Genomic DNA, 21,226 nt, shown 5'->3' with positions numbered 1-21,226 from the left:
CATGCAAGAAAAACGATATAGTCAAATGACAGAATTTGAATTAAGACAAGAAATTGCAAACTTAAAAGAACAAGCACGTAAAGCCGAACAGCTCGGAATCGTAAATGAACTTGCTGTCCTTGAACGTAAAGCAGCGATGGCTAAGGCGTATATGCTAAATCCAGCGGATTTTAATAAAGGGGAAGAATATGAAATCGATGGCGACCCTGGAAGTTATTTTAAGATTCATTATCTCAACGGAGTATTTGCTTGGGGGCATCGTGTCGGGCAAGAGGACAAAGAAGAGGCATTACCGATTTCATTACTTCTGAAAAAATAAAACCAGAGAGAAGGATCTCTCTGGTTTTCGATGTTCTAGGAGCGTTTTCTAGTCTCTCGCTCCAATATGATGAGGTTTTGAGTTAGTCTTGTTTCTCCATTCACCTGTGCCCAAGCATGTTTTGGATTAGCCCATGCTTGTTGGAACGGATTGTTGTATTCGTTGCGTTTATATCCTTTTTTACCCATTACACGCACCTCCGAGTTAAACTCGATTTTAGGCCCACACAAGGTGGAGAACAAAGAGTTGCCACATGATGTGGTGTTTTAGTCAAAAAACTCCTGGTTTAAAAATCGTGTCGTTCACCTGAAGCTTTCATTCGCTCCTGTGGATGTGTGTTAATGGAACCATCTGCTCTTGTTGAAGCGTATTCAGCCTTTGCTCTTGGCTCACCCTGAAACTTATTACGATTCTGATTTGGGAATCCTCGTTTTTTGTTCCGCATACGAATACCTCCTAAAAGGGCATTTGGGCATCGTGTAAAAAGGGAACTCTCACCTTTAAACACGTATTACTAGTATGGAGTTCATGCCTTCTTAACATGTAAAAAAAGCAACGTGAATTAATGGAAATCCCCATAACAATCGTTGTTATGGGGAGAATTGGTCAGTTTGGAAGGAGATCAAGCTTTTTACGAAGCTTTTCTTCACTAAAAATCCAGCCAGTATAGGATGTTATAATATTTAAATCAAGATCTAATTGAACGACCGCAACAAATGGATAATGCCCTTTGCTTCGATAACGTAGATCAATAAAGCGAACCTCATAGTAATCATCATACTCGTCGATTTCCCAACGATACACAGGTGAGAAGTGAAGAAAGGCTGCCAAGTTCTTGTCTTCTTTCGCCGCATTTACTACCGGAGTATCAGGAATTGGGCGCTTTACAAATCGGTCCTGAATAATAATTTCATTGTTTTTGGAGCGTGCAACATAAAAATATTTATCGGTCACGACTGCAATATGCCATTGATTAAAGCGATACGTTGGCGAAATGATGATTTCTTTGATATCTTCATCGATTTTAGCACGAACCCCTAACTCGACCTTATTTCGCATTCGAAACCGGATGATATAATAGACAAACAGGATGGCATAGACCGAGAAAAAAGTAACTCCCGGATGTAAGCCAAGCTTCCAAACAACAATCCCTGCTAAATGAATCAGGAAGATAAATGGATCAAATGTATTGATAACGCCTAAAGCAACCCATTTATGTGAAAAAGGACGTAATGCTTGTGTTCCATATGCATTAAAAATATCGACAAACACATGGAGAATGACTCCAATAAAGGTCCAAATCCAAAGATGCAGAAGGTTAGCCCCAGGGAAAAAGAATAAAAGGGCTCCTGTGATTAAAATTGGCCACAGTAGCACGGCCGGAATGGAATGTGTTATTCCACGGTGATTTTTTATATAATTAGCATTGTTACGCAATTTAAGTATGGTATCAAGGTCTGGTGCCTGTGAACCAATAAGCGTTCCAAAGAGAACAGCATGAGTAGTAGCGGGGTTGGCTGTAACAACTGGGTCAAGAGTGGCAATAGCACCCAAAGCAAGACCCATAACAATATGTGTTCCTGTGTCCAAAAATGGGACCTCCTTTTCCATACGTATCTAAGATTAATGTAACCAAAATCATATATTTAAATAAATTATGATACCTTTATTCAGCTGTTGTGGACTACTGCTGAATATGGGTAAAGACCTCAGCGGATTTTCAAATAAAGCAGTTAACGCTAGGCGTTTTTGATAATAATAACACCTTGTGAGAGGGAATGGTAAAAATTAATGAAAATGTTAGAAAATTTTTCGATAAATGAATTTCAAAAAGATTTAATTGAGTGGTTTGAGAACGAACAGAGGGAACTTCCTTGGCGACAGGATCAGGACCCATATAAAGTATGGGTTTCTGAAATTATGCTCCAACAAACAAGAGTCGATACCGTCATTCCATACTTTGAGAATTTCATTTCCAAGTTTCCGACAATTGAGGCACTTGCGGAAGCTGACGAGGAAAAAGTTCTTAAAGCTTGGGAAGGCTTGGGCTATTATTCACGGGTGAGAAATCTACACGCGGCGGTTAAAGAAGTGGCACAGGAGTATGGTGGCAAAGTACCTAACACAGTGGAGGAAATCTCAAGTCTAAAAGGTGTCGGACCCTATACAACTGGAGCCATTTTAAGTATTGCGTATGGAATACCTGAACCAGCCGTCGATGGTAATGTGATGCGCGTTCTTTCAAGGATTATCTCCGTCTGGGATGACATTGCAAAACCGAAAACACGCCAATTGTTTGAAGACATAGTAAGAGAACTGATTTCAAAAGAAGACCCGTCTGCTTTTAACCAAGCATTAATGGAATTAGGCGCTTTGATTTGTGTTCCTGGAAACCCCGCCTGCCTATTATGCCCGGTTCGTGAACATTGCAGAGCTTTTGCTGAGGGAGTCCAAAAGGAACTTCCTGTTAAAAGTAAGAAAAAGGCTCCTACCGCTGTTTCAATGGCAGCAGTTGTCCTACAGGACGAAGAGGGTCGATTTTTAATTCATAAACGTCCGGAAAAAGGACTTTTAGCAAATTTATGGGAGTTTCCAAATCACGAAACAATTTTAGACCTTCAAGCACCAAAAGAACAGTTAGGTGAATTTATAAAAAGGGAATATGAAGTTGATGCGAAAATTGGACAAGCATTTACAACGATTCAACATGTGTTTTCCCATTTAATTTGGAATATCACTGTTTTTGAAGGGAGAATTGAAGGCTCCGTAGCTGAAACAGATCATTTGAAACTGGTTAGTTTAAAGGGGATGGAGGAGTATACATTCCCTGTCTCTCATCAAAAAATATTAAAAAGCTTTCTCAATCGATGAGAAAGCTTTTTTTTCATTCAGTGTCATACGACATCCTAATATCACTCGTGTAGTCATGGTTACGATGGAAACCGCCTCTAGCTTCGATTTCCTGGACAATTTCGCGGTGCAGGGATTGCCCCTCCGCATTTAAATATGGAACAATTTGTTGAAAGGAATGGTGGAAAAAAGCTAGTTCGCTTTCCTTCCATTCATTTTTTGGGATCATTGATAAATGAGTCATGTCACGACCAGAATACATCTTCAATTACCCTCCTTTTGATGGGATGTTCAAAACGTCTCTCTATTTGAACACACACTATTAATTCCTTTGTTCATAATAAGATTATCCAATTGTAGAAAAATTATCCTAAAAATCAAATATATTTTTTTACGGATATTAACTTCACTTCTGGGACAAATTAATGGTCGTGGAGGTGATAAAAATGGCTAAACAACCAAACAAATCTTCAGCTGGAACAAACATTGAGCAAGTAAGACAACAAAACGCTCAATCTCAAGGTGCTGGTGGTCAATTCGGTACTGAGTTTGCTAGCGAAACTAACGCTCAAGAAGTAAGACGTCAGAACCAACAGTCTCAGTCTAACAAAGGACAAGGCTAACATAAACAAGATTTTTATACTTAACACAAAACACTTCCAAGCATCCGCTGGAAGTGTTTTTTAGTGCGCCAAAGATGGTAAGCTGAATGAAGGACATTCCGGCGAGGGAATTTGACTGAAATGTTCTTTATAAGCGGGATGAAAACCATTTCGGCGAGGGAGTTTGATCGAAAAGTCCGTCATAAGCGGGATGAAGACCGTTTCGCTGCGGTACCACCCCGGAAAAGGATATCATAAGTTGGATGAAGACCGTTTTGCCGTGGGAAAATCCCGGAAAAGGACATCATAAGCGGGATGAAAACCGTTTGGCCGTGGGAACATCGCCGAAAAGGACATCATAAGCGGGATGAAGACCGTTTCACTGCGGGATTACCCCGGAAAAAGACATCATAAGTTGGATGAAGACAGTTTTGCCGCGGCAACAAGCTCGAAAAGTCCTTCATAAACCAGATGAAAGATTTTTTCCTTCTAATGTGACAAAACCTCCTATATAACTACATACAAAGACAAAGGAAATTAAGTCTATTTAAAGAAATAATAGGTTATAACAATAATGATGGTTATAGAGGGATGTTCAAAAAGTCCGGTGAAAATGACACATCGAATTTCTTCGTTGGCTTGCTTTTCCGTTGCTCACGTATTTACTACATACGTTCCGCTACTCAAACCTGCACCGCCTCGAACTTCTTGGTCCTTTTCATCCTCCTTTTTGAACACGCACTCATAGACAATAGGAGGATTACAAGATGAGCAATTTTAATGACCTTGTTGGTGAACAGCTAAAAACAATGGACAAGCTACTTTTCATTCAATCCGAAATTGAGAGATGCCAGGAACTAGAGTCTCAAATTTTAGAACTCCAAAAAGAAACAGAGCTCGAAACGATACAGGAAGAGATTCAGCGTATGCAGGAAGAACTTATGCAAATTCATGACTTATTTCAAAAACAAACCGAAGAGGTCATCCGGTCCTATCAGGGCAAAATGCATCAAACAGTCTAAACTAAGAGGAGTCATCGAAAATTTCCGATGGCTCTTTTGTTTTAAAATACTAGTTGAACCGTTATAATAATAGAAAAAGGTTTTTCTTTGTTTTTTATACTTTCGATACGGGAGATTTCATAAATGAAATTTGAAATGTATAAGACAAAGCTGCCCAAAGTGAAAGTAGGGAGAGAGAATGGGTATTCCCATGGAAGGAGATAAAATACAAATCCATAGTTATAAACATAATGGTCATATTCACCGTGTGTGGGAAGAAACGAGAGTGCTAAAAGGAACACAGAGCCTTATAATTGGCGGAAATGATCGCACAACCGTGACTGAATCCGACGGTCGTACTTGGATTACACGTGAACCGGCTATATGTTATTTTCATGCGCGCCATTGGTTTAATATTATCGGAATGATCCGTGAGGACGGAGTGTATTATTATTGTAATATCAGTTCACCATTCATTTCTGATGACGAAGCGTTGAAATATATTGATTATGATTTGGATATTAAGGTTTTCCCTGATATGACATTTATCCTGCTAGATGAGGATGAATATGAAAAACATCGTCGTGAAATGAATTATCCAGATGTAATCGATAAGATTTTAAAAAATAATGTAGACAAGCTTATCCAATGGATTCGTGGACGAAAAGGTCCATTCGCACCAGATTTTATTGATATTTGGTATGAACGCTATTTAACTTATCGAAGTTAATAATTTGAGAAGAACCTGTTGAAAATATAGCAACAGGTTTTCAATATTTTTAGCACAACAACTTGAAGGAAGGTCAGGGGTTTGGGGAGTACTAGACGTTATTTGAAATTCGTGAAACCGTACCGGTTTCAAATCTTGATTACAATCATCATTGGGATTATAAAATTTTCGATTCCGATGCTGACACCATTATTACTGAAATATGTATTGGATGATGTCATCGCAGCAGACCTTACACAGGATGAAAAACTATCAAAGCTTTTCCTTGCAATGGGAATTATGTTCTTTATTTTTCTTGTACTGCGTCCACCTGTCGAATACTATCGCCAATATTATGCGCAATGGGTCGGCAGTAAAATTCTTTATGATATCCGCGACCAGCTGTTTGATCATATTCAAAAGCTCAGTCTTCGGTATTATGCCAACACAAGAGCAGGTGAAGTGATCTCAAGGGTTATTCATGATGTGGAGCAAACAAAGACATTTGTTATCACTGGATTGATGAACCTGTGGCTCGACCTTTTTACCATCTTTATTGCCATTGGCATTATGCTGACATTGGATATCCCGTTAACTATCGTGTCTATCATTTTGTTCCCACTCTATGGCTTCTCGATTAAGTATTTTTATGGTAGACTTCGCCATCTCACAAGATCTCGTTCTCAGGCGCTTGCAGAGGTGCAAGGCTATCTTCATGAACGGGTTCAAGGGATTCCTGTTATCCGAAGCTTTGCAATTGAAGACCATGAACAAAAGCTTTTTGATAAGCAAAATAGTAATTTTCTTCAGAAAGCATTAGACCATACAAACTGGAATGCAAAAACCTTTGCGGTCGTGAACACCATTACTGATATCGCACCACTTCTTGTAATTGGATATGCCGGATATCAGGTCATTCAAGGGAATCTAACAGTCGGTACCTTAGTTGCGTTTGTTGCATATATCGACCGACTTTATAATCCGCTAAGACGACTTGTGAACTCATCGACAACATTAACACAAGCTCTCGCGTCAATGGACCGTGTTTTTGAATTTATTGATGAAAAATATGATATCGTCGATGGACCAAATGCAGTTGAATGTAAAAATGTATCTGGGAAAATGAAGTTTGAAAATGTCTCATTCTCATATGGGGATGATGACGATGATCAAATTGTATTGAAGAATATCAATTTAGATATTAAAAGCGGGGAAACCGTTGCCTTAGTTGGAATGAGTGGCGGCGGGAAATCGACACTCGTTAGCTTAATTCCAAGGTTTTATGATGTAACAGATGGAAGGATTCTATTAGATGGAACGGATATCCGCTCCTTTAAGGTAAGAAGCCTCCGCGATAAAATTGGGATGGTTCATCAAGATACCTTTTTATTTAGTGAATCGGTTAAGCATAATATTCTGCTTGGAAAACCAGGTGCTACTGACGAGGAGATTATTGAAGCGGCCAAAGCGGCTAATGCCCATGAATTTATCGAAAATCTTCCACACGGCTATGATACAAAAGTAGGGGAAAGAGGCGTTAAGTTATCAGGTGGTCAAAAACAAAGGATTGCGATTGCACGTGTATTCTTAAAAAATCCACCATTATTAATTTGGGATGAAGCCACTTCTGCATTGGATCTTGAAAGTGAGCATCTTATTCAGGAATCACTAGAGGAACTCGCTAAAAATCGAACCACCTTTATCGTTGCACACCGATTATCCACGATCACACATGCAGATAAAATTGTCCTCATTGAACACGGGGAAATCGTCGAAATCGGGACGCATTCTGAATTAATGAGCAAAAAAGGACATTATTACGACCTATTCCAGGTTCAGCAGTTAGATGATTAAAAGATGGTAGGTTTTGGAGAACGAAGAGGCATTGGGATAACCAATGCCTTTTTAATAGTTAATTTAGTTGTTTTTTTACTTCCTCTTCATACCTTTCGACCTGTTGATTATTGTCAGTCGTTGCGTATTTTTTCTCTAGTTCAGGTTTTAGCTTTAACCAAATAACATTCTTTTCATAAATATCTCTGTCAAAATCGTGATTAAGTTCTTCTAAGGATAACCCTAACGCATCTGCATACGCTAGGTGTTGTGGCAAATCGCTTGTATCGGGTCCTTCTTTAATATAATGATCAATTTCTTCATCAGTTACGTTAATACCATATTCAACTTTGGCAATTGACTTCCATACTTTCTCTCTCTCCATTGCTTGTTTAGATAGTTCGATTACTTGCACATCAGTTAAATCTGTTTCATAGTACACTTTTTCTTGTGCTAATGTTCTAATAATCCATTTCCTTAATTGTTCATCATCTTCTAATTTATTTGCTTCAGATACAGCTTCATCAAACACCTTCTTATAATCATCGAAAGTATAAGTGTCCACTATCTCTTTTTGTTCTTCTTCACTTTTCATTTTTATTTCAACTTGTGTATTTGCCTTTGATTGACATCCTGAAATGATAATCATGGCTATAGTACTTAAAATTAGCAGTTTATAAAATTTAATCACAATTCCCCCTCAACTCTTTGTTTATCTACATTTTAACAGAAAGGAAAATACTGTTAAATCCACACCCGTAAATATCCATGTCTTTTTTCATTCGACAAACATTCTTATTTCCAGGGAAATGGTGTCGAATAGTAGCGGAAAATCCCATTCGAATCTCGAAGCCTTTTTTTACATTGAGGTAATATTTGAGACAACTTGTTAATAAAACTTCTTGTAAAGGCAGGTGGAATGGATGGGGGAAAAAATAATCGAGGTCAAGGGTCTCCGTACCTCTTTCTTTACCGATGAAGGGGAAATACCAGCAGTTGACGATGTTGATTTTTATATAAACGAAGGAGAAATTTTAGGAGTAGTCGGAGAATCAGGATGCGGAAAGAGTGTCACATCGTTATCAATAATGGGACTAGTTCCAACTCCTCCTGGAAAGATTGTAGGAGGCGAAATTATCTTTAATGGTGAAAATCTTGTTCATTTCTCTGAGAAAAAGATGCGTCAAATTAGAGGGAATGACATTGCAATGATCTTCCAGGAGCCGATGACATCTCTCAATCCTCTATTTACGATTGGGGATCAAATGGTAGAGGGAATCAAGATTCATATGAAATGGGATAAGAAAAAATCGCGTGCAAGAGCAATTGAAATCATGAAACGGGTCGGTCTCCCACGCGCTGAAGAATTAATGAACGATTACCCACACCAACTTTCAGGGGGGATGAGGCAAAGAGTGATGATTGCAATGGCTATGGCCTGCAATCCAAAACTATTAATTGCCGATGAGCCTACAACAGCGTTAGACGTTACAATCCAATCGCAAATTTTAAAGCTGATGAAAAAATTAAACGATGAAATGAATACGGCGATCATGTTGATCACCCATGATTTAGGTGTTGTTGCCCAAATTTGTGAGCGGGTCGTTGTTATGTATGCTGGAAAGATTGTGGAAGAAGGGAAAGTCTCGTCCATTTTTAAACATCCTAAGCATCCATATACGAAAGGTTTATTAAAATCTGTACCCGATATCCGCAATAAAAATGAGCGACTTTATTCTATTCCGGGGAATGTGCCAAAGCCAGGTTCGGTAAAACAGGGATGTCGATTTGCAGAACGCTGTGAGTATGCGTTTGACCGCTGCTTTATAAATAATCCTGATCTTTACAATGTCGATGATAACGGGCATCGTGTTCGTTGCTTTTTACAGTTTGGAGAGGAGGAAAGCAATCATGACACAACCTTTACTACAAGTCCATAACTTAAAAAAGTATTTTCCAATCAAGGGGGGCGTGTTTGGAAAAAAGATAGGAGACGTAAAGTCGGTTGACGGGCTTTCCTTTTTTGTAAATAAGGGTGAAACATTAGGAATCGTTGGGGAAAGTGGATGTGGAAAATCCACAACAGGACGACTAATTTTGCGGCTTTTGGAACCAACGGAAGGCAAGGTTCTATTTAACGAGAAGGATGTTACGAATCTATCAATCTCTGAGATGAGAAAGCTAAGGCGTGACATGCAAATCATATTTCAGGATCCATATGCATCCCTTAATCCAAGACATACAGTCGAAAAAATACTAGAGGAACCCCTGATTGTTCATGGGATTGGCGACAAAAAGGAAAGAAAACGTAGAGTACGAGAAATGCTAGAGGTTGTTGGTTTAAGTAGTTATCATGCAAAGCGCTATCCCCACCAATTTAGTGGAGGTCAGCGTCAACGCATTGGTATTGCAAAGGCGTTAATGACCAATCCATCCCTTATTATTGCCGATGAGCCTGTTTCTGCGCTCGATGTCTCGATTCAATCACAGGTGTTAAACCTCATGGAAGATTTACAGAAGAAATATGGCTTGACCTATATATTTATTGCACATGATTTAGGGGTAGTCCGGCATATAAGTGATAGAGTGGGCGTCATGTATTTAGGAAGAATCATAGAATTGACAGAAAGCGAAAAGCTTTATAACAAGCCTCTTCATCCATACACAGAAGCATTGTTAGAAGCGGTGCCAATTCCGGATCCAGATTATAAAAAAGAAACAGTAGGTATTACCGGGGAGATACCAAGCCCCTCCAATCCACCTGCAGGATGTGCGTTTCACACAAGGTGTCGGAGCTGCATGGAGATATGCAAAACGACGCGTCCAGAGTTTAAGGAAGTGGAAGACGGTCATTATGTTGCTTGTCATCTCTATTAACGGACTTTCTTCATTATTGAATTTACCAATGGGATGAATCGCAGCATTCATGATAAAAAATAAAGCTTTTAAGGGGGAATTTCTTTGTTTAAGAGGAAAGGCGTGCTACTCTCGTTTCTATTCCTACTCCTAGTATCAACAGCTTTAGTCGGCTGTAATGGAGGAAGTGAAAAAGGAAATGAAAGTCCAAATGAGGGAGAAAAACCAACAGGAGAAACACCATCAGCAGAGGTACAAACTGAGCTTGTATTTGGGCGCGGTGGGGACTCTGTGTCTTTAGACCCGATTACAACAACAGAAGGGGAAACCTTTAAGGTTACAGTGAATATTTTTGAAACGTTAATTAATTATGGAGAGCAAGATACAACCTTACAACCAGGTCTGGCAACGGAATGGACACCTTCAGAAGATGGTCTTGAATATACGTTGAAGCTACGTGAAGGCGTTAAGTTTCATGATGGGACAGATTTTAATGCAGAAGCAGTGGTTAAGAACTTCGAACGTTGGATGAATGGAGATGCTGAAAAATTCCCTTACTACACCATGTTTGGTGGCTTTAAAGGGGAGGAAGGCCACGTGATTAAAGAGGTAGTAGCCGAAGACGATTATACTGTAAAATTCACGCTAAATCGTCCTCAAGCACCTTTCTTAAAGAACTTAGCGATGTCTCCATTTGGGATTGCAAGCCCGGCTGCGCTTGAGGAACATGGTGATAATTTTATGAAGAACCCAGTTGGTACGGGTCCTTTCAAATTTGTAGAATGGAAAGAAAACGACAGAATTACGTTAGAAAAGAATCCGGATTATTGGATGGAAGGCTATCCGAAGCTAGAAAAAATCATTTTTAGGTCAATCCCTGAAAACTCTGCACGTTTAAATGCATTGCTAGCTGGCGAAATCGACTTAATGGATGGAGTGAACCCATCTGACCTTGAACAGATTCAAGGAAATCCGGATCTTCAAACATTTGAGCGTCCATCTATGAACGTTGGATATTTAGGTTTTACGGTTACTCGACCACCATTCGATAATAAACTTGTTCGTCAAGCACTTAACCATGCCATTGATAAAGAAGGAATCATTGAGGCATTTTATGGTGGACTTGCAGAGCCTGCCAAAAACCCACTTCCGCCAGCATTGGAAGGCTACAATGATGAAATTGACCCATATCCATATGATTTAGAGAAAGCAAAGGAATTATTAGCTGAAGCAGGTTTCGCAGACGGATTTGAAATGGACCTATGGGCAATGCCGGTACCACGCCCTTATATGCCTGATGGAATGAAGGTTGCAGAAGTCATCCAATCAAGCTTTGCAGAAATTGGTGTAAAAGCTGAAATAAAATCGGTTGACTGGGGGACGTATTTAGAGCAAGCGGCTAAAGGTGAATTCGATGCCTATATGTTAGGTTGGACAGGGGACAATGGGGACCCAGATAACTTTATCTATACCTTATTGGATAAGGACAGTATTGGAAGCAATAACTATTCATTTTACAGCAATGATGAGCTTCACGATATTTTAATTGAAGCCCAAACCATTCCTGATCAAGAGCAACGTAATGAATTATACAAAAAAGCACAGGAAATCATCCATGACGATTCACCTTGGGCACCACTTGTTCACTCAACACCATTGTTGGCTGGAAAGAAAAATCTTAAAGGACTACTCCCACACCCAACTGGTTCAGATATTTTAACGAAGGTTGAGTTCGAATAAGAAATTGAAAGTTTGAGACATGTAAAAGGGGAGTTTTCATCACTCCTCTTTGGTGTCTATTTTTCAAACAAAAGGGGTGATAACCTTGTTCACATATACGCTTAGAAGAATCGGAATGGTCATCCCAGTGTTGATTGGAATGACACTTGTCGTCTTTTCAATTATTCACCTAATTCCGGGAAATCCTGCACAAATCATGCTTGGCCAGCGCGCAACAGAGGAGTCCATCGCCGCATTAACCACAAAACTGGGACTGGACCAACCGTTGTACATTCAATATTTCGAGTATATAAAGGGTCTGTTGACTGGTGATTTAGGGGAATCCATCCGAACCAAGACTGCTATAAGTGCAGAGATTTGGCCATATCTTGCAGCTACAATTGAGTTAACCATTGTTGCGATGATTATTGCAATTGTAATAGGCGTTAACGCTGGTATCATAAGTGCTTGGTTTCAGAATTCATGGTTCGATTACATTGCAATGGTCCTTGCTTTAATTGGTGTGTCCATGCCTATTTTTTGGTTAGGTTTAATGGAACAATGGGCATTTGCATTGCAGCTAGATTTACTGCCAACGACTGGCAGAGAAAATGTGCGTGACCCTGTTGATTCGGTCACAAGCCTTTATTTAATCGATACATTACTGAATGGGAGAACAGACCAATTTGTAACGGTCTTAAAGCATTTAATTCTCCCAAGTTTTGCGCTAGCAACTATTCCAATGGCAATAATCGCACGGATTACGCGTTCAAGCATGCTTGAAGTCATGCGGTCAGATTTTGTTCGAACAGCACGTGCAAAAGGAGTAAAAATGTTCTGGGTCGTGTACAAGCACTCTTTGAAAAATGCAGTTATCCCTGTTTTAACGGTCATCGGTTTACAAACCGGTTTATTGCTTGGAGGAGCGATCCTAACGGAAACCATTTTTGGCTGGCCAGGAATTGGACGATATATTTATGAAGCCATCAATTACCGTGACTATCCGGTAATTCAGTCAGGTATTTTAGTGGTTGCGACCTTCTTTGTTTTTATTAATTTAATCGTTGACCTTTTATATGCGGTTATCGATCCGCGAATTAAATATCGCTAGGAAGGGGGGAGAAGATGGCAGAGCTAGCACAAAAAGATCTGAATATGGGAAAAAGGGATGAGGCTGTGTCGCCATGGAAGGAAGCGTGGCGAAGCTTTTGTAAAAATAAATTAGCCCTTGTTGGGACTTGTATTGTTTTCTTATTTATCATTCTTGCCATTTTTGCACCGCTCATCGCTCCTCAAGGGATCGATGAAAAAAATCTTGCAAATCGACTTCAGGCACCATCCAGTGACCATTGGCTTGGAACAGATGATTTTGGAAGGGATATCTTATCAAGAATCATCTATGGGGCTAGAATATCATTGCGGGTTGGCTTTTTTGCGGTATTAGGTTCAGCCATTGTTGGAAGCTTGCTTGGAATTCTTGCAGGATATTACGGTCGATGGGTAGATAATTTAATAAGCCGTATGTTTGATATTTTACTAGCATTTCCAAGTATCTTATTAGCACTTGCGATTGTTGCGATTCTTGGACCGTCACTCCGCAATGCGTTAATTGCCATTGCCATCATTAATGTGCCAAACTTCGGAAGGTTGATTCGATCGAGGGTGCTAAGTGTAAAAGAAGAAGAATATATTACTGCGGCCCGAGCCGTCGGGATGAGAGACAGGAGAATTTTATTTCAACATATTTTGCCAAATAGTATGGCACCGATTATCGTCCAGGCATCCCTGGCAATTGCAACAGCCATTATTGAAGCTGCAGCACTTGGCTTTCTTGGAATGGGAGCACAGCCACCAAATCCCGAATGGGGGAAGATGCTTGCCGATTCAAAAAATTACTTAACACAGGCACCGTGGACAATGATTTTTCCGGGAATCGCCATTATGTTCACCGTGCTTGGATTTAATTTAATGGGTGACGGGTTACGAGATGCACTGGATCCTAAAATGAAGCAATAGAAAAACAGCTAACTCATGTTAGCTGTTTTTTACTCTTTATTTGCTTCTTCCACAATTACCTCGTTGTGGAAGTTTTGAAAGCTATCTACCAATGTATCCAATCTCTCGAGTTGTTCCGAGTATTCAAAGATGGCTGAAACAAGTGTCATTAAGTGGTACCAGGCTTCTTCATGTTCTTCATCGCCTGGTCGGTGTTGTGCGAATAATGTATCAATGACTTTTTTTCGATCGAAAGAAAAATCCTCCATTAACTCTTCAGGGGCTTGAACCTTCACCTTACCAACAAACTTTAACAAGATTTGCTCATGAAAATGGAGGAGATCATCGATTTCTTTTACAAATAATTGCTGAAACGGTATCGGCAATTCTTGCAGTTCATTTTCATGCCTGTGCAGTTTTTTAAGTGTATCCAATGCTCGATTTGTACAAGTAATCATTTGTCGAAACAAAACAAGCTTTCTAGACTTTTCATATTCTACTTTTTTAAAATAATTCCGTTCCTCTTTATAAAGAAGAAATAGCTGATCAATCTGAATGATGTTTTCTTTAATTTTATCGATGTCATCTTTTAATGTATTGTACTCAGAAGCATGTCTTGTACTAACTCGTACCCATTTGAAAATTTCCTCACATTGCTCAACAATTGCGTCATATAGTTTTTTCTCATATTTAGGTGGAAGAAAAACGAGATTAACAACAAATGCCGATAGGATCCCCAGTAAAATGGAGAGGAATCTTAAACTGGCAAACTGAACGAACTGTTCGCTCGGACTTTCCATAATCGCGATCACTGTTACGATTGCGACTGAGATTGTCTTTTCCATCTTAAACCTAAGGTTAATCGCGATAACAAGTACGACAGTAAGTCCAATGATAAAAGCATTATTGCCAAAATACAATCCAAATAAAATGGCAAAGATTGCACCAATTACATTTGCTTGAACCTGTTCAATCACTGTTAAATAAGAGCGGTAAATCGAAGGTTGAATCGCAAAAACAGCCGCAATCCCTGCAAATACTGGCGAAGGCAAATCCAAAAGCTTCGCTAACATTAACGCAAGTGTGATGGCAATTCCCGTTTTTAGCATGCGGGCACCAAATTTCATTTTTTCGAATCCTTTCTATAAAAAAGCTGTTTTCTTATACTTAGCTTTTTCTGCATAATCTAAACCAATACAGTATCATACAATGATTTTATGCGTATAGCAAGGGAAACATGTCCTAGTAGAAAGGTTGACAAAGAAGCAGATGTTGAAATGGAGAAGCAAATCCACTGGCTGGGACGGAAATATTAAGAGTAAGTCGTAAATCTGACGTTCGAGACGTAAATATCCCATGGAAAGCGAAAATATCATAAATAAAACGCAATTCCCGATATAATACCCCAAAAAAAAGAAGAACCTGCCACCCGGTAACGGGTTTGGATTATAGGTAGAAAAATAAGAATATAAAACGGTAAGCTAATTAGCATAGTAATTGGTTTACCTTTTTTCATTGATTTAATGGGGTTTCACTTTATATTTATTCCATTTTAACAGATAAATTAGCGTAGCAAAAAACGTGAGTCTGCTGTCTCTCAGACAGTCTGCGAAATTTGTTATTAAACGTCTGCTAATTGTGTATCAATTAGCCAAGTAAATAATACTTGTCTATGGTATAATTTGTAAAAAATAAAGATGGTGAATATTCTAAAAGGGAGTGACAATGTGAATAAAATTCTTGTATTCATTTTAATGGTATTTACAGTCTTAATTATTTTAGGTTGTTCCATTAATGCATCATCAGAAACACTTACAGATGAAAATACAACCCAAGATGTTACGGTTATTGAAAACCTTGGTTCTGAAATGATAACACATCACCATATGTCCGATAATATGGACAGAGGTAATCACGATTATTTTGATAAAACTCTAACGATTGAGACAAACAACAGTGTGGCTGATATTTCGAGAGGAGATGTTGTTTTTTTCGATAATGAGGGTGGAGAAAAAGACATATCCAGAGTGGTTGCTTTGCCTGGCGAAAAAATTAAAATAACTAATGGACAGATTTATATTAACGGTCAAATGTTAGATACATTTTACGGTAAAGCACATAGACTTGGTTTGGATGAAAAAGGTTATTTTGAAATGATGGATAACGAAGGAAATGATTACGATAAAAAAGGTATGATGGAAGTTTTCGAAACGAGTATGAGAGAAGTAAAACTCTCAGATGATGAATACTATTTAATCGGAGATGATTGGTTTCGAGGCAAAATGCTGGTACTAAAAGAAGAAAAACTCATTGGAAAAGTAGTTGGATACGCTAAATAAAATCATTAAAAGACATCGATAAATCGATGTCTTTTGTTGTGCTAAATTTGTTACCAGAATCTCTGTAAAATGTCCGCTAAAACACACGTTATTAATGCTTCTATTTTACATTTTCTACTTGAAAACCGAACCCGTTAGCCACCCGGCAGGTTCTCCCAACTCACTTTATAGATTCTTAAAAGCATATTCCACAGCTTGTAATGTCTCTACAATATCTTCTTCCGTATGAGCAATGGTGAGGAACCATGCTTCATATTTGGATGGAGCAAGATTAATGCCTTGGCTCAGCATTAATTTGAAGAAGCGGCCAAACATTTCTCCGTCTGTATTCTCAGCTTGCTCATAGTTCTCTACCTTTTCCTCCGTAAAGAAAACAGTCAATGCACCTTTTAATCGATTAATCGTAATTGGCACATTGTAGGTAACAGCATGCTTAAGAATTCCTTCTTCAAGCATCGCACCTAGTTGATCTAATTTTTCGTACAAGCCCTCTTCTTGAAGGACTTCTAGGCAAGCAATTCCGGAAAGCATGGATGCTGGGTTTCCGGCCATCGTTCCAGCTTGGTATGCAGGGCCTAGTGGGGCAACCTGTTCCATAATTTCCTTTTTACCGCCGTATGCACCGATTGGTAATCCGCCGCCGATGATTTTACCAAGGGCAGTTAAGTCAGGGGTGATGCCTAATAGATTTTGAGCGCCACCATACATAAAGCGGAAAGCTGTGATGACTTCATCAAAAATGACGAGTGCGCCAGCCTCATGGGAAAGCTCAAGTACTTGTTCTAAAAAGCCTTCCTTCGGTTCCACGATGCCGAAGTTCCCAACGATTGGTTCAACAAGAACGCCCGCGATTTCGGAGCCCCATTTTGCAAGTGCTTCTTTAAACGGTTCGATGTCATTGAATGGAACGGTGATTACTTCTTGGGCAATGCTCTTTGGAACACCTGCAGAATCAGGAGTTCCAAGTGTTGAAGGACCTGAGCCTGCAGCAACTAGAACAAGGTCTGAATGCCCATGATAGCAGCCAGCAAATTTAATAATTTTTGTTCGATTTGTATAAGCACGAGCGACACGAATTGTCGTCATGACAGCTTCTGTTCCAGAGTTGACAAAGCGCACTTTGTCCATTCCTGGCATAGCTTCCTTCAGCATTTTTGCAAACTTTACTTCATGTGGTGTTGGAGTTCCGTATAGTACACCAGTTTCAGCTGCTTTTGTAATCGCCTCTGTAATATGTGGGTGAGCATGGCCGGTAATGATTGGACCGTATGCTGCTAGATAATCTATGTATTTATTCCCGTCAACATCCCAAAAATAAGCACCTTTTGCACGTTCCATTGCTACTGGTGCACCACCGCCAACAGCTTTGTATGAACGCGATGGACTATTAACACCTCCAACGATATGCTCGAGTGCTTCACTGTATAGTTCTTCTGATTTTGAATGATTCATCTATTATAATCCTCCTAGCTTTGAACTCAACGTTTCTATTTTAGCACTAAATCGAATAGGAACAAATCCAGTTATTTGTATATCGATTCGAAATTATGTAACCTATTCTTAATAGGAAAAAACAGGAGGTAAAAACGATGACAATTGAAGTTGGTAAAAAAGCACCCGAGTTTACTGCAACAGCAAGCAACGGAGAAACGGTTTCATTAGCAGATTTTAAAGGGAAAAATGTTGTCCTTTATTTTTATCCAAAAGATATGACACCAGGATGTACGACAGAGGCTTGTGATTTCAGAGACGCACACGAAAGCTTTGGCGGGCTTGACACTGTAATACTTGGTGTTAGCACGGATTCACTTGATCGCCATAAAAAATTCATCGACAAATATGATCTACCATTTTTATTACTAGTAGACGAAGAGCACGAAGTAGCAGAAAAATATGGAGTCTGGAAGCTGAAGAAAAACTTCGGTAAGGAATACATGGGGATTGAGCGCTCTACCTTTATCATTGATAAAGAAGGAAATCTCGTAAAAGAGTGGCGTAAAGTTTCGGTCAAAGGACATGTTGAGGAAGCTCTCACGTACATAAAGGAAAATCTATCTTAATTTATGAAGTTTTTGTGAAAATGCTCCCGAAACCTCACCGGGGTATCACTAGAAAGTAAGTGGGGACAGCGTTTCGAAGTGTTACGGGTGGCGTAATCGGAGCCACTCGTTTTCCTATTTGAAGGTTGATTTTACAATATTCTTTACTTATAATGAAGTTATTAGTAATGATAATCGTTTTCAATTATATTACTAAGAAAATACATGTTATGAGGATTTTCAAATGAGACTATGGATGTTAATAATCGCTGCCATTGTTCTCTCCTTCATTTCGTTATTTATTGGAGCTATTGATATCACACCGATGGATTTACTCAATTGGGAATCAGATGAGACACAAATTTTCCTGATTAGTCGAGTTCCTCGTTTAATGGCGATCATTTTAGCGGGAGCAGGGATGAGTATTGCAGGATTAATTATGCAGAGCTTAAGTAGAAATAAATTCGTATCCCCAACAACTGCGGGTACATTAGATGCAGCAAAGCTTGGAATCTTAATTTCCATGTTGTTCTTTACAAATGTGTCCTATACACAACAGATTATTTTTAGCTTTGTATTTGCTTTAATAGGTACACTACTGTTCATGCAAATATTAGATAAAATTAAATTCAAGGATGCCATTTTCGTTCCGCTCATCGGGATTATGTACGGAAATATTTTATCATCCATTGCAACATTTTTTGCATATGAAGCAGACCTAATTCAAAACATTTCATCCTGGTTAATGGGAAGCTTCACATTGGTAATCGCAGGTCGTTATGAGCTTTTATATGTCGCTATACCAGCTGTTATTTTGGCGTATATTTTCGCGAATAAATTTACCGTTGCTGGTATGGGAGAGGATTTTGCGAAAAACCTTGGGTTAAGCTATAAAGTTGTTTTAAATATTGGTCTTGTCCTCGTAGCTATTATTTCGACAACAGTTGTATTAACAGTTGGAGTCATTCCATTTTTAGGATTAATTGTACCGAATATTGTATCGCTTTATTTAGGAGATAATTTGCGGAAGACGATTCCTCATACAGCAGCACTTGGAGTTGTATTTCTATTAATCTGTGATATTTTAGGTAGAATTATTGTCCATCCTTACGAGATTCCAGTCAATGTAACAGTTGCAGTAATCGGCAGTGCGATCTTCTTAATCATGTTGTTTAGGGGGAGAGCATATGCGAAATAGTAAAAAATTGATTCTCTTAGCCATTCTTGCCATTATTTGTGTTTTGCTATATGGATTTTATGATTTGAAAGGTGGATTTGATTATGCGTTCCCTAAACGGATGACTCGGGTTACGGCAATGATTGTTACAGGAATCGCAATTTCGTATTCGACCGTTGTGTTCCAAACGATTACGCAAAACCGGATTCTGACTCCATCCATGATGGGACTTGACTCGATGTATGAAGTCGTCCAAACCTTAATCTATTTCTTTGCTGGTTCAATGTCGATTTGGGTGTTAAATAAGTATTTAAACTTTGGCGCAGCCATTATCGCAATGGTATTATTTGCGCTCATCCTGTACCGATTCTTATTCCGGTCTGATAAGCATCCGATCTACTTACTTCTATTAATTGGGATGATTATTGGAACACTATTAGGAAGTCTCGTTACGTTTTTACAGGTAATGATTGACCCAGTTGAATATTTAAGTCTACAAAGTCGCTTATTCGCAACCTTTACAAATGTAAAGGCGGAGCTTTTATATATTGCAATTGGTATTTTACTTCTTGCCTTTATTTACGGTTATCTTATTATGGATAAGTTAGATGTTATGTCACTTGGCCGTGAAAATGCGATGAACCTTGGTGTCAATTATGACCGCATGGTAATGAACGTTTTAATTCTATCATCGGTATTAATTGCAACCTCAACTGCACTAGTTGGTCCGATTACATTTTTCGGTTTAATTGTAGCGAATCTAGCCTATCAATTTTTAACGACGTATAAACACTCCGTATTAATTTTAGGGGCAAGCTTAATGAGTATCATCGCCCTTGTGGGTGGTCAGTTCCTTGTTGAACATATTTTTGAATTACGTACCACATTAAGTGTCATCATTAACTTTATTGGTGGTATTTACTTCATTTTCTTACTATTAAAAGAAAGTAGGTCAGCACAATGATTGAAATCAAAGGATTATCGAAGTATTTTGGAAAAAAGCCTGTAATCGAAGATGTCTCTGTGACCATTGAGCCGGGCACAATTACATCGTTCATTGGTCCGAATGGTGCAGGTAAATCCACGCTTCTGTCTATGGTAAGTCGATTATTAGATGCTGATACGGGTGAAGTTTTACTTGATAAAAACAATGTAAAAAAGTGGAAGTCATCTGAGTTCGCAAAACGTGTTTCAATTCTAAAGCAATCCAACTACTTAAATGTACGTTTAACGATTCGTGAGCTTGTTGCATTTGGACGTTATCCTTATTCAAAAGGTCGCCTTACTGATGAAGATGAAAAATTCATTAACCAAGCTCTTGAATATATGAATTTACTCGATATTCAAGATACATTTTTAGATGAATTATCAGGTGGACAAAGACAGCGTGCATTTATCGCGATGGTTATTGCACAGGACACGGACTATGTGTTGCTTGATGAGCCATTGAATAACCTGGACATGAAGCACTCCGTCCAAATTATGAAGATTTTGCGGAAGCTCGTGGATGAGCTTGGAAAAACCGTTGTGATAGTCTTACATGATATTAATTTTGCATCTGTGTATTCAGATCGAATTGTCGCATTGAAAAACGGCAAGTTGGTTAAAAATGGGCCAACCCATGAAATTATTAATTCAGATGCTTTACGCGAGATCTACGACATGGATATTCCAATCCAAGAACAAAATGGCTGTCGCATTTGCGTCTACTTCAATTCACATGCATAAGATCTAGGGAATAAAGTCTCTAGGTCTTTTTTTAAAGGTGAGGAAGTGGCGTTCTGAAT

General features: G+C 38.9%; 23 protein-coding genes. 16 read left to right on the top strand and 7 right to left on the bottom strand.

Annotated elements, in window-relative coordinates; all coding sequences use genetic code 11:
* The first annotated feature begins 1 nt into the window (after position 1).
* Positions 2-319, top strand: a complete 318-nt coding sequence (locus tag DZB84_RS19835) for a YfhH family protein (RefSeq protein ID WP_116354057.1) — start codon at positions 2-4, stop codon at positions 317-319.
* Between the two features lie 35 nt (positions 320-354).
* On the opposite strand, the gene DZB84_RS19830 is transcribed toward DZB84_RS19835, so the two are convergent.
* From DZB84_RS19830 to DZB84_RS19820, 3 genes are all read right to left on the bottom strand, one after another.
* On the bottom strand, positions 355-507 hold the full coding sequence (locus tag DZB84_RS19830; RefSeq protein ID WP_116354056.1) for a YpzG family protein: 153 nt from the start codon (positions 505-507) through the stop codon (positions 355-357).
* 98 nt (positions 508-605) lie between these two features.
* On the bottom strand, positions 606-764 hold the full coding sequence (locus DZB84_RS19825; RefSeq protein WP_116354055.1) for a small, acid-soluble spore protein K: 159 nt from the start codon (positions 762-764) through the stop codon (positions 606-608).
* Positions 765-925: 161 nt separating this feature from the next.
* Positions 926-1,909 (bottom strand): metal-dependent hydrolase, encoded by a 984-nt coding sequence (locus DZB84_RS19820; protein ID WP_116354054.1) that lies wholly within the window; start codon positions 1,907-1,909, stop codon positions 926-928.
* A gap of 201 nt (positions 1,910-2,110) precedes the next feature.
* Between DZB84_RS19820 and mutY the strand changes: the two genes are divergently transcribed.
* Positions 2,111-3,190: an A/G-specific adenine glycosylase gene (mutY, locus tag DZB84_RS19815; protein WP_116354053.1), complete on the top strand. Its 1,080-nt coding sequence runs from the start codon at positions 2,111-2,113 to the stop codon at positions 3,188-3,190.
* A gap of 13 nt (positions 3,191-3,203) precedes the next feature.
* Here the strand turns inward: mutY and DZB84_RS19810 are convergent, their stop codons facing one another.
* On the bottom strand, positions 3,204-3,431 hold the full coding sequence (locus tag DZB84_RS19810; RefSeq protein WP_116354052.1) for a cytosolic protein: 228 nt from the start codon (positions 3,429-3,431) through the stop codon (positions 3,204-3,206).
* Between the two features lie 184 nt (positions 3,432-3,615).
* Between DZB84_RS19810 and DZB84_RS19805 the strand changes: the two genes are divergently transcribed.
* The 4 genes from DZB84_RS19805 (at position 3,616) to DZB84_RS19790 (ending at position 7,335) form a co-directional block, all read left to right on the top strand.
* Entirely contained in the window at positions 3,616-3,792 is a 177-nt protein-coding gene (locus tag DZB84_RS19805; RefSeq protein WP_116354051.1) for a gamma-type small acid-soluble spore protein, read from the top strand.
* Between the two features lie 746 nt (positions 3,793-4,538).
* On the top strand, positions 4,539-4,793 hold the full coding sequence (locus DZB84_RS19800) for a YgaB family protein (RefSeq protein ID WP_116354050.1): 255 nt from the start codon (positions 4,539-4,541) through the stop codon (positions 4,791-4,793).
* Between the two features lie 178 nt (positions 4,794-4,971).
* Complete coding sequence (gene ntdP, locus DZB84_RS19795; protein ID WP_116354049.1) at positions 4,972-5,502, top strand: nucleoside tri-diphosphate phosphatase; 531 nt, start codon at positions 4,972-4,974, stop codon at positions 5,500-5,502.
* Between the two features lie 81 nt (positions 5,503-5,583).
* Positions 5,584-7,335 carry an ABC transporter ATP-binding protein gene (locus tag DZB84_RS19790; RefSeq protein WP_116354048.1) on the top strand — a complete coding sequence of 584 codons (1,752 nt, stop codon included), beginning with the start codon at positions 5,584-5,586 and terminating at the stop codon, positions 7,333-7,335.
* A 58-nt stretch (positions 7,336-7,393) separates the two neighbouring features.
* Here the strand turns inward: DZB84_RS19790 and DZB84_RS19785 are convergent, their stop codons facing one another.
* Positions 7,394-8,005 (bottom strand): hypothetical protein, encoded by a 612-nt coding sequence (locus DZB84_RS19785; RefSeq protein WP_116354047.1) that lies wholly within the window; start codon positions 8,003-8,005, stop codon positions 7,394-7,396.
* 232 nt (positions 8,006-8,237) lie between these two features.
* Between DZB84_RS19785 and DZB84_RS19780 the strand changes: the two genes are divergently transcribed.
* From DZB84_RS19780 to nikC, 5 genes are all read left to right on the top strand, one after another.
* A complete protein-coding gene (locus DZB84_RS19780; RefSeq protein ID WP_116354046.1) occupies positions 8,238-9,254 on the top strand; it encodes an ABC transporter ATP-binding protein in 1,017 nt (338 codons plus the stop codon).
* On the top strand, positions 9,226-10,191 hold the full coding sequence (locus tag DZB84_RS19775; protein ID WP_116354045.1) for an ABC transporter ATP-binding protein: 966 nt from the start codon (positions 9,226-9,228) through the stop codon (positions 10,189-10,191). The genes DZB84_RS19780 and DZB84_RS19775 overlap by 29 nt, the downstream gene beginning before the upstream one ends.
* Before the next feature lie 84 nt (positions 10,192-10,275).
* On the top strand, positions 10,276-11,910 hold the full coding sequence (locus DZB84_RS19770; protein ID WP_116354044.1) for an ABC transporter substrate-binding protein: 1,635 nt from the start codon (positions 10,276-10,278) through the stop codon (positions 11,908-11,910).
* Positions 11,911-11,995: 85 nt separating this feature from the next.
* Positions 11,996-13,000, top strand: a complete 1,005-nt coding sequence (locus DZB84_RS19765; protein ID WP_116354043.1) for an ABC transporter permease — start codon at positions 11,996-11,998, stop codon at positions 12,998-13,000.
* Positions 13,001-13,014: 14 nt separating this feature from the next.
* Complete coding sequence (gene nikC / locus DZB84_RS19760; protein WP_116354042.1) at positions 13,015-13,905, top strand: nickel transporter permease; 891 nt, start codon at positions 13,015-13,017, stop codon at positions 13,903-13,905.
* Positions 13,906-13,934: 29 nt separating this feature from the next.
* Here the strand turns inward: nikC and DZB84_RS19755 are convergent, their stop codons facing one another.
* Positions 13,935-15,011, bottom strand: coding sequence for an FUSC family protein (locus tag DZB84_RS19755; protein WP_116354041.1), 1,077 nt, complete (start codon positions 15,009-15,011; stop codon positions 13,935-13,937).
* A 600-nt stretch (positions 15,012-15,611) separates the two neighbouring features.
* Here DZB84_RS19755 and lepB point away from each other — a divergent pair.
* On the top strand, positions 15,612-16,223 hold the full coding sequence (gene lepB, locus DZB84_RS19750) for a signal peptidase I (RefSeq protein ID WP_189655316.1): 612 nt from the start codon (positions 15,612-15,614) through the stop codon (positions 16,221-16,223).
* A 165-nt stretch (positions 16,224-16,388) separates the two neighbouring features.
* Here lepB and DZB84_RS19745 read toward each other — a convergent pair whose 3' ends face one another.
* Positions 16,389-17,675: a glutamate-1-semialdehyde 2,1-aminomutase gene (locus DZB84_RS19745; RefSeq protein WP_116354039.1), complete on the bottom strand. Its 1,287-nt coding sequence runs from the start codon at positions 17,673-17,675 to the stop codon at positions 16,389-16,391.
* Between the two features lie 137 nt (positions 17,676-17,812).
* On the opposite strand from DZB84_RS19745, the gene bcp reads away from it, so the two are divergent.
* From bcp to DZB84_RS19725, 4 genes are all read left to right on the top strand, one after another.
* On the top strand, positions 17,813-18,283 hold the full coding sequence (gene bcp / locus DZB84_RS19740) for a thioredoxin-dependent thiol peroxidase (RefSeq protein WP_116354038.1): 471 nt from the start codon (positions 17,813-17,815) through the stop codon (positions 18,281-18,283).
* Between the two features lie 223 nt (positions 18,284-18,506).
* The gene (locus DZB84_RS19735; protein ID WP_116354037.1) at positions 18,507-19,460 is read left to right on the top strand and encodes an ABC transporter permease; all 954 of its coding nucleotides are present in this window, start codon (positions 18,507-18,509) and stop codon (positions 19,458-19,460) included.
* Positions 19,450-20,403, top strand: a complete 954-nt coding sequence (locus tag DZB84_RS19730) for an iron chelate uptake ABC transporter family permease subunit (RefSeq protein ID WP_116354036.1) — start codon at positions 19,450-19,452, stop codon at positions 20,401-20,403. Before DZB84_RS19735 ends, DZB84_RS19730 begins: the two co-directional genes overlap by 11 nt.
* On the top strand, positions 20,400-21,167 hold the full coding sequence (locus DZB84_RS19725; RefSeq protein WP_116354035.1) for an iron ABC transporter ATP-binding protein: 768 nt from the start codon (positions 20,400-20,402) through the stop codon (positions 21,165-21,167). Before DZB84_RS19730 ends, DZB84_RS19725 begins: the two co-directional genes overlap by 4 nt.
* Positions 21,168-21,226 lie beyond the last annotated feature (59 nt).

This window comes from Bacillus sp. HNG, from assembly GCF_003400205.1.
In the GTDB taxonomy this organism is placed as follows: Bacteria; Bacillota; Bacilli; order Bacillales; family Bacillaceae_L; genus Ferdinandcohnia.
The sequence above is the reverse complement of the archived record's forward strand: the minus strand, read 5'-3'. Positions and strand labels throughout refer to the sequence as shown.

Coding starts and splice junctions, on each gene's coding strand:
- DZB84_RS19725 (WP_116354035.1), top strand. CDS start 20,400: ATGATTGAAATCAAAGGATTATCGAAGTATTTTGGAAAAAAGCCTGTA.
- ntdP (WP_116354049.1), top strand. CDS start 4,972: ATGGGTATTCCCATGGAAGGAGATAAAATACAAATCCATAGTTATAAA.
- DZB84_RS19745 (WP_116354039.1), bottom strand. CDS start 17,675: ATGAATCATTCAAAATCAGAAGAACTATACAGTGAAGCACTCGAGCAT.
- nikC (WP_116354042.1), top strand. CDS start 13,015: ATGGCAGAGCTAGCACAAAAAGATCTGAATATGGGAAAAAGGGATGAG.
- DZB84_RS19755 (WP_116354041.1), bottom strand. CDS start 15,011: ATGAAATTTGGTGCCCGCATGCTAAAAACGGGAATTGCCATCACACTT.
- DZB84_RS19735 (WP_116354037.1), top strand. CDS start 18,507: ATGAGACTATGGATGTTAATAATCGCTGCCATTGTTCTCTCCTTCATT.
- DZB84_RS19800 (WP_116354050.1), top strand. CDS start 4,539: ATGAGCAATTTTAATGACCTTGTTGGTGAACAGCTAAAAACAATGGAC.
- DZB84_RS19830 (WP_116354056.1), bottom strand. CDS start 507: ATGGGTAAAAAAGGATATAAACGCAACGAATACAACAATCCGTTCCAA.
- DZB84_RS19780 (WP_116354046.1), top strand. CDS start 8,238: ATGGGGGAAAAAATAATCGAGGTCAAGGGTCTCCGTACCTCTTTCTTT.
- mutY (WP_116354053.1), top strand. CDS start 2,111: ATGAAAATGTTAGAAAATTTTTCGATAAATGAATTTCAAAAAGATTTA.
- DZB84_RS19835 (WP_116354057.1), top strand. CDS start 2: ATGCAAGAAAAACGATATAGTCAAATGACAGAATTTGAATTAAGACAA.
- DZB84_RS19805 (WP_116354051.1), top strand. CDS start 3,616: ATGGCTAAACAACCAAACAAATCTTCAGCTGGAACAAACATTGAGCAA.
- DZB84_RS19730 (WP_116354036.1), top strand. CDS start 19,450: ATGCGAAATAGTAAAAAATTGATTCTCTTAGCCATTCTTGCCATTATT.
- bcp (WP_116354038.1), top strand. CDS start 17,813: ATGACAATTGAAGTTGGTAAAAAAGCACCCGAGTTTACTGCAACAGCA.
- DZB84_RS19810 (WP_116354052.1), bottom strand. CDS start 3,431: ATGTATTCTGGTCGTGACATGACTCATTTATCAATGATCCCAAAAAAT.
- DZB84_RS19775 (WP_116354045.1), top strand. CDS start 9,226: ATGACACAACCTTTACTACAAGTCCATAACTTAAAAAAGTATTTTCCA.
- DZB84_RS19825 (WP_116354055.1), bottom strand. CDS start 764: ATGCGGAACAAAAAACGAGGATTCCCAAATCAGAATCGTAATAAGTTT.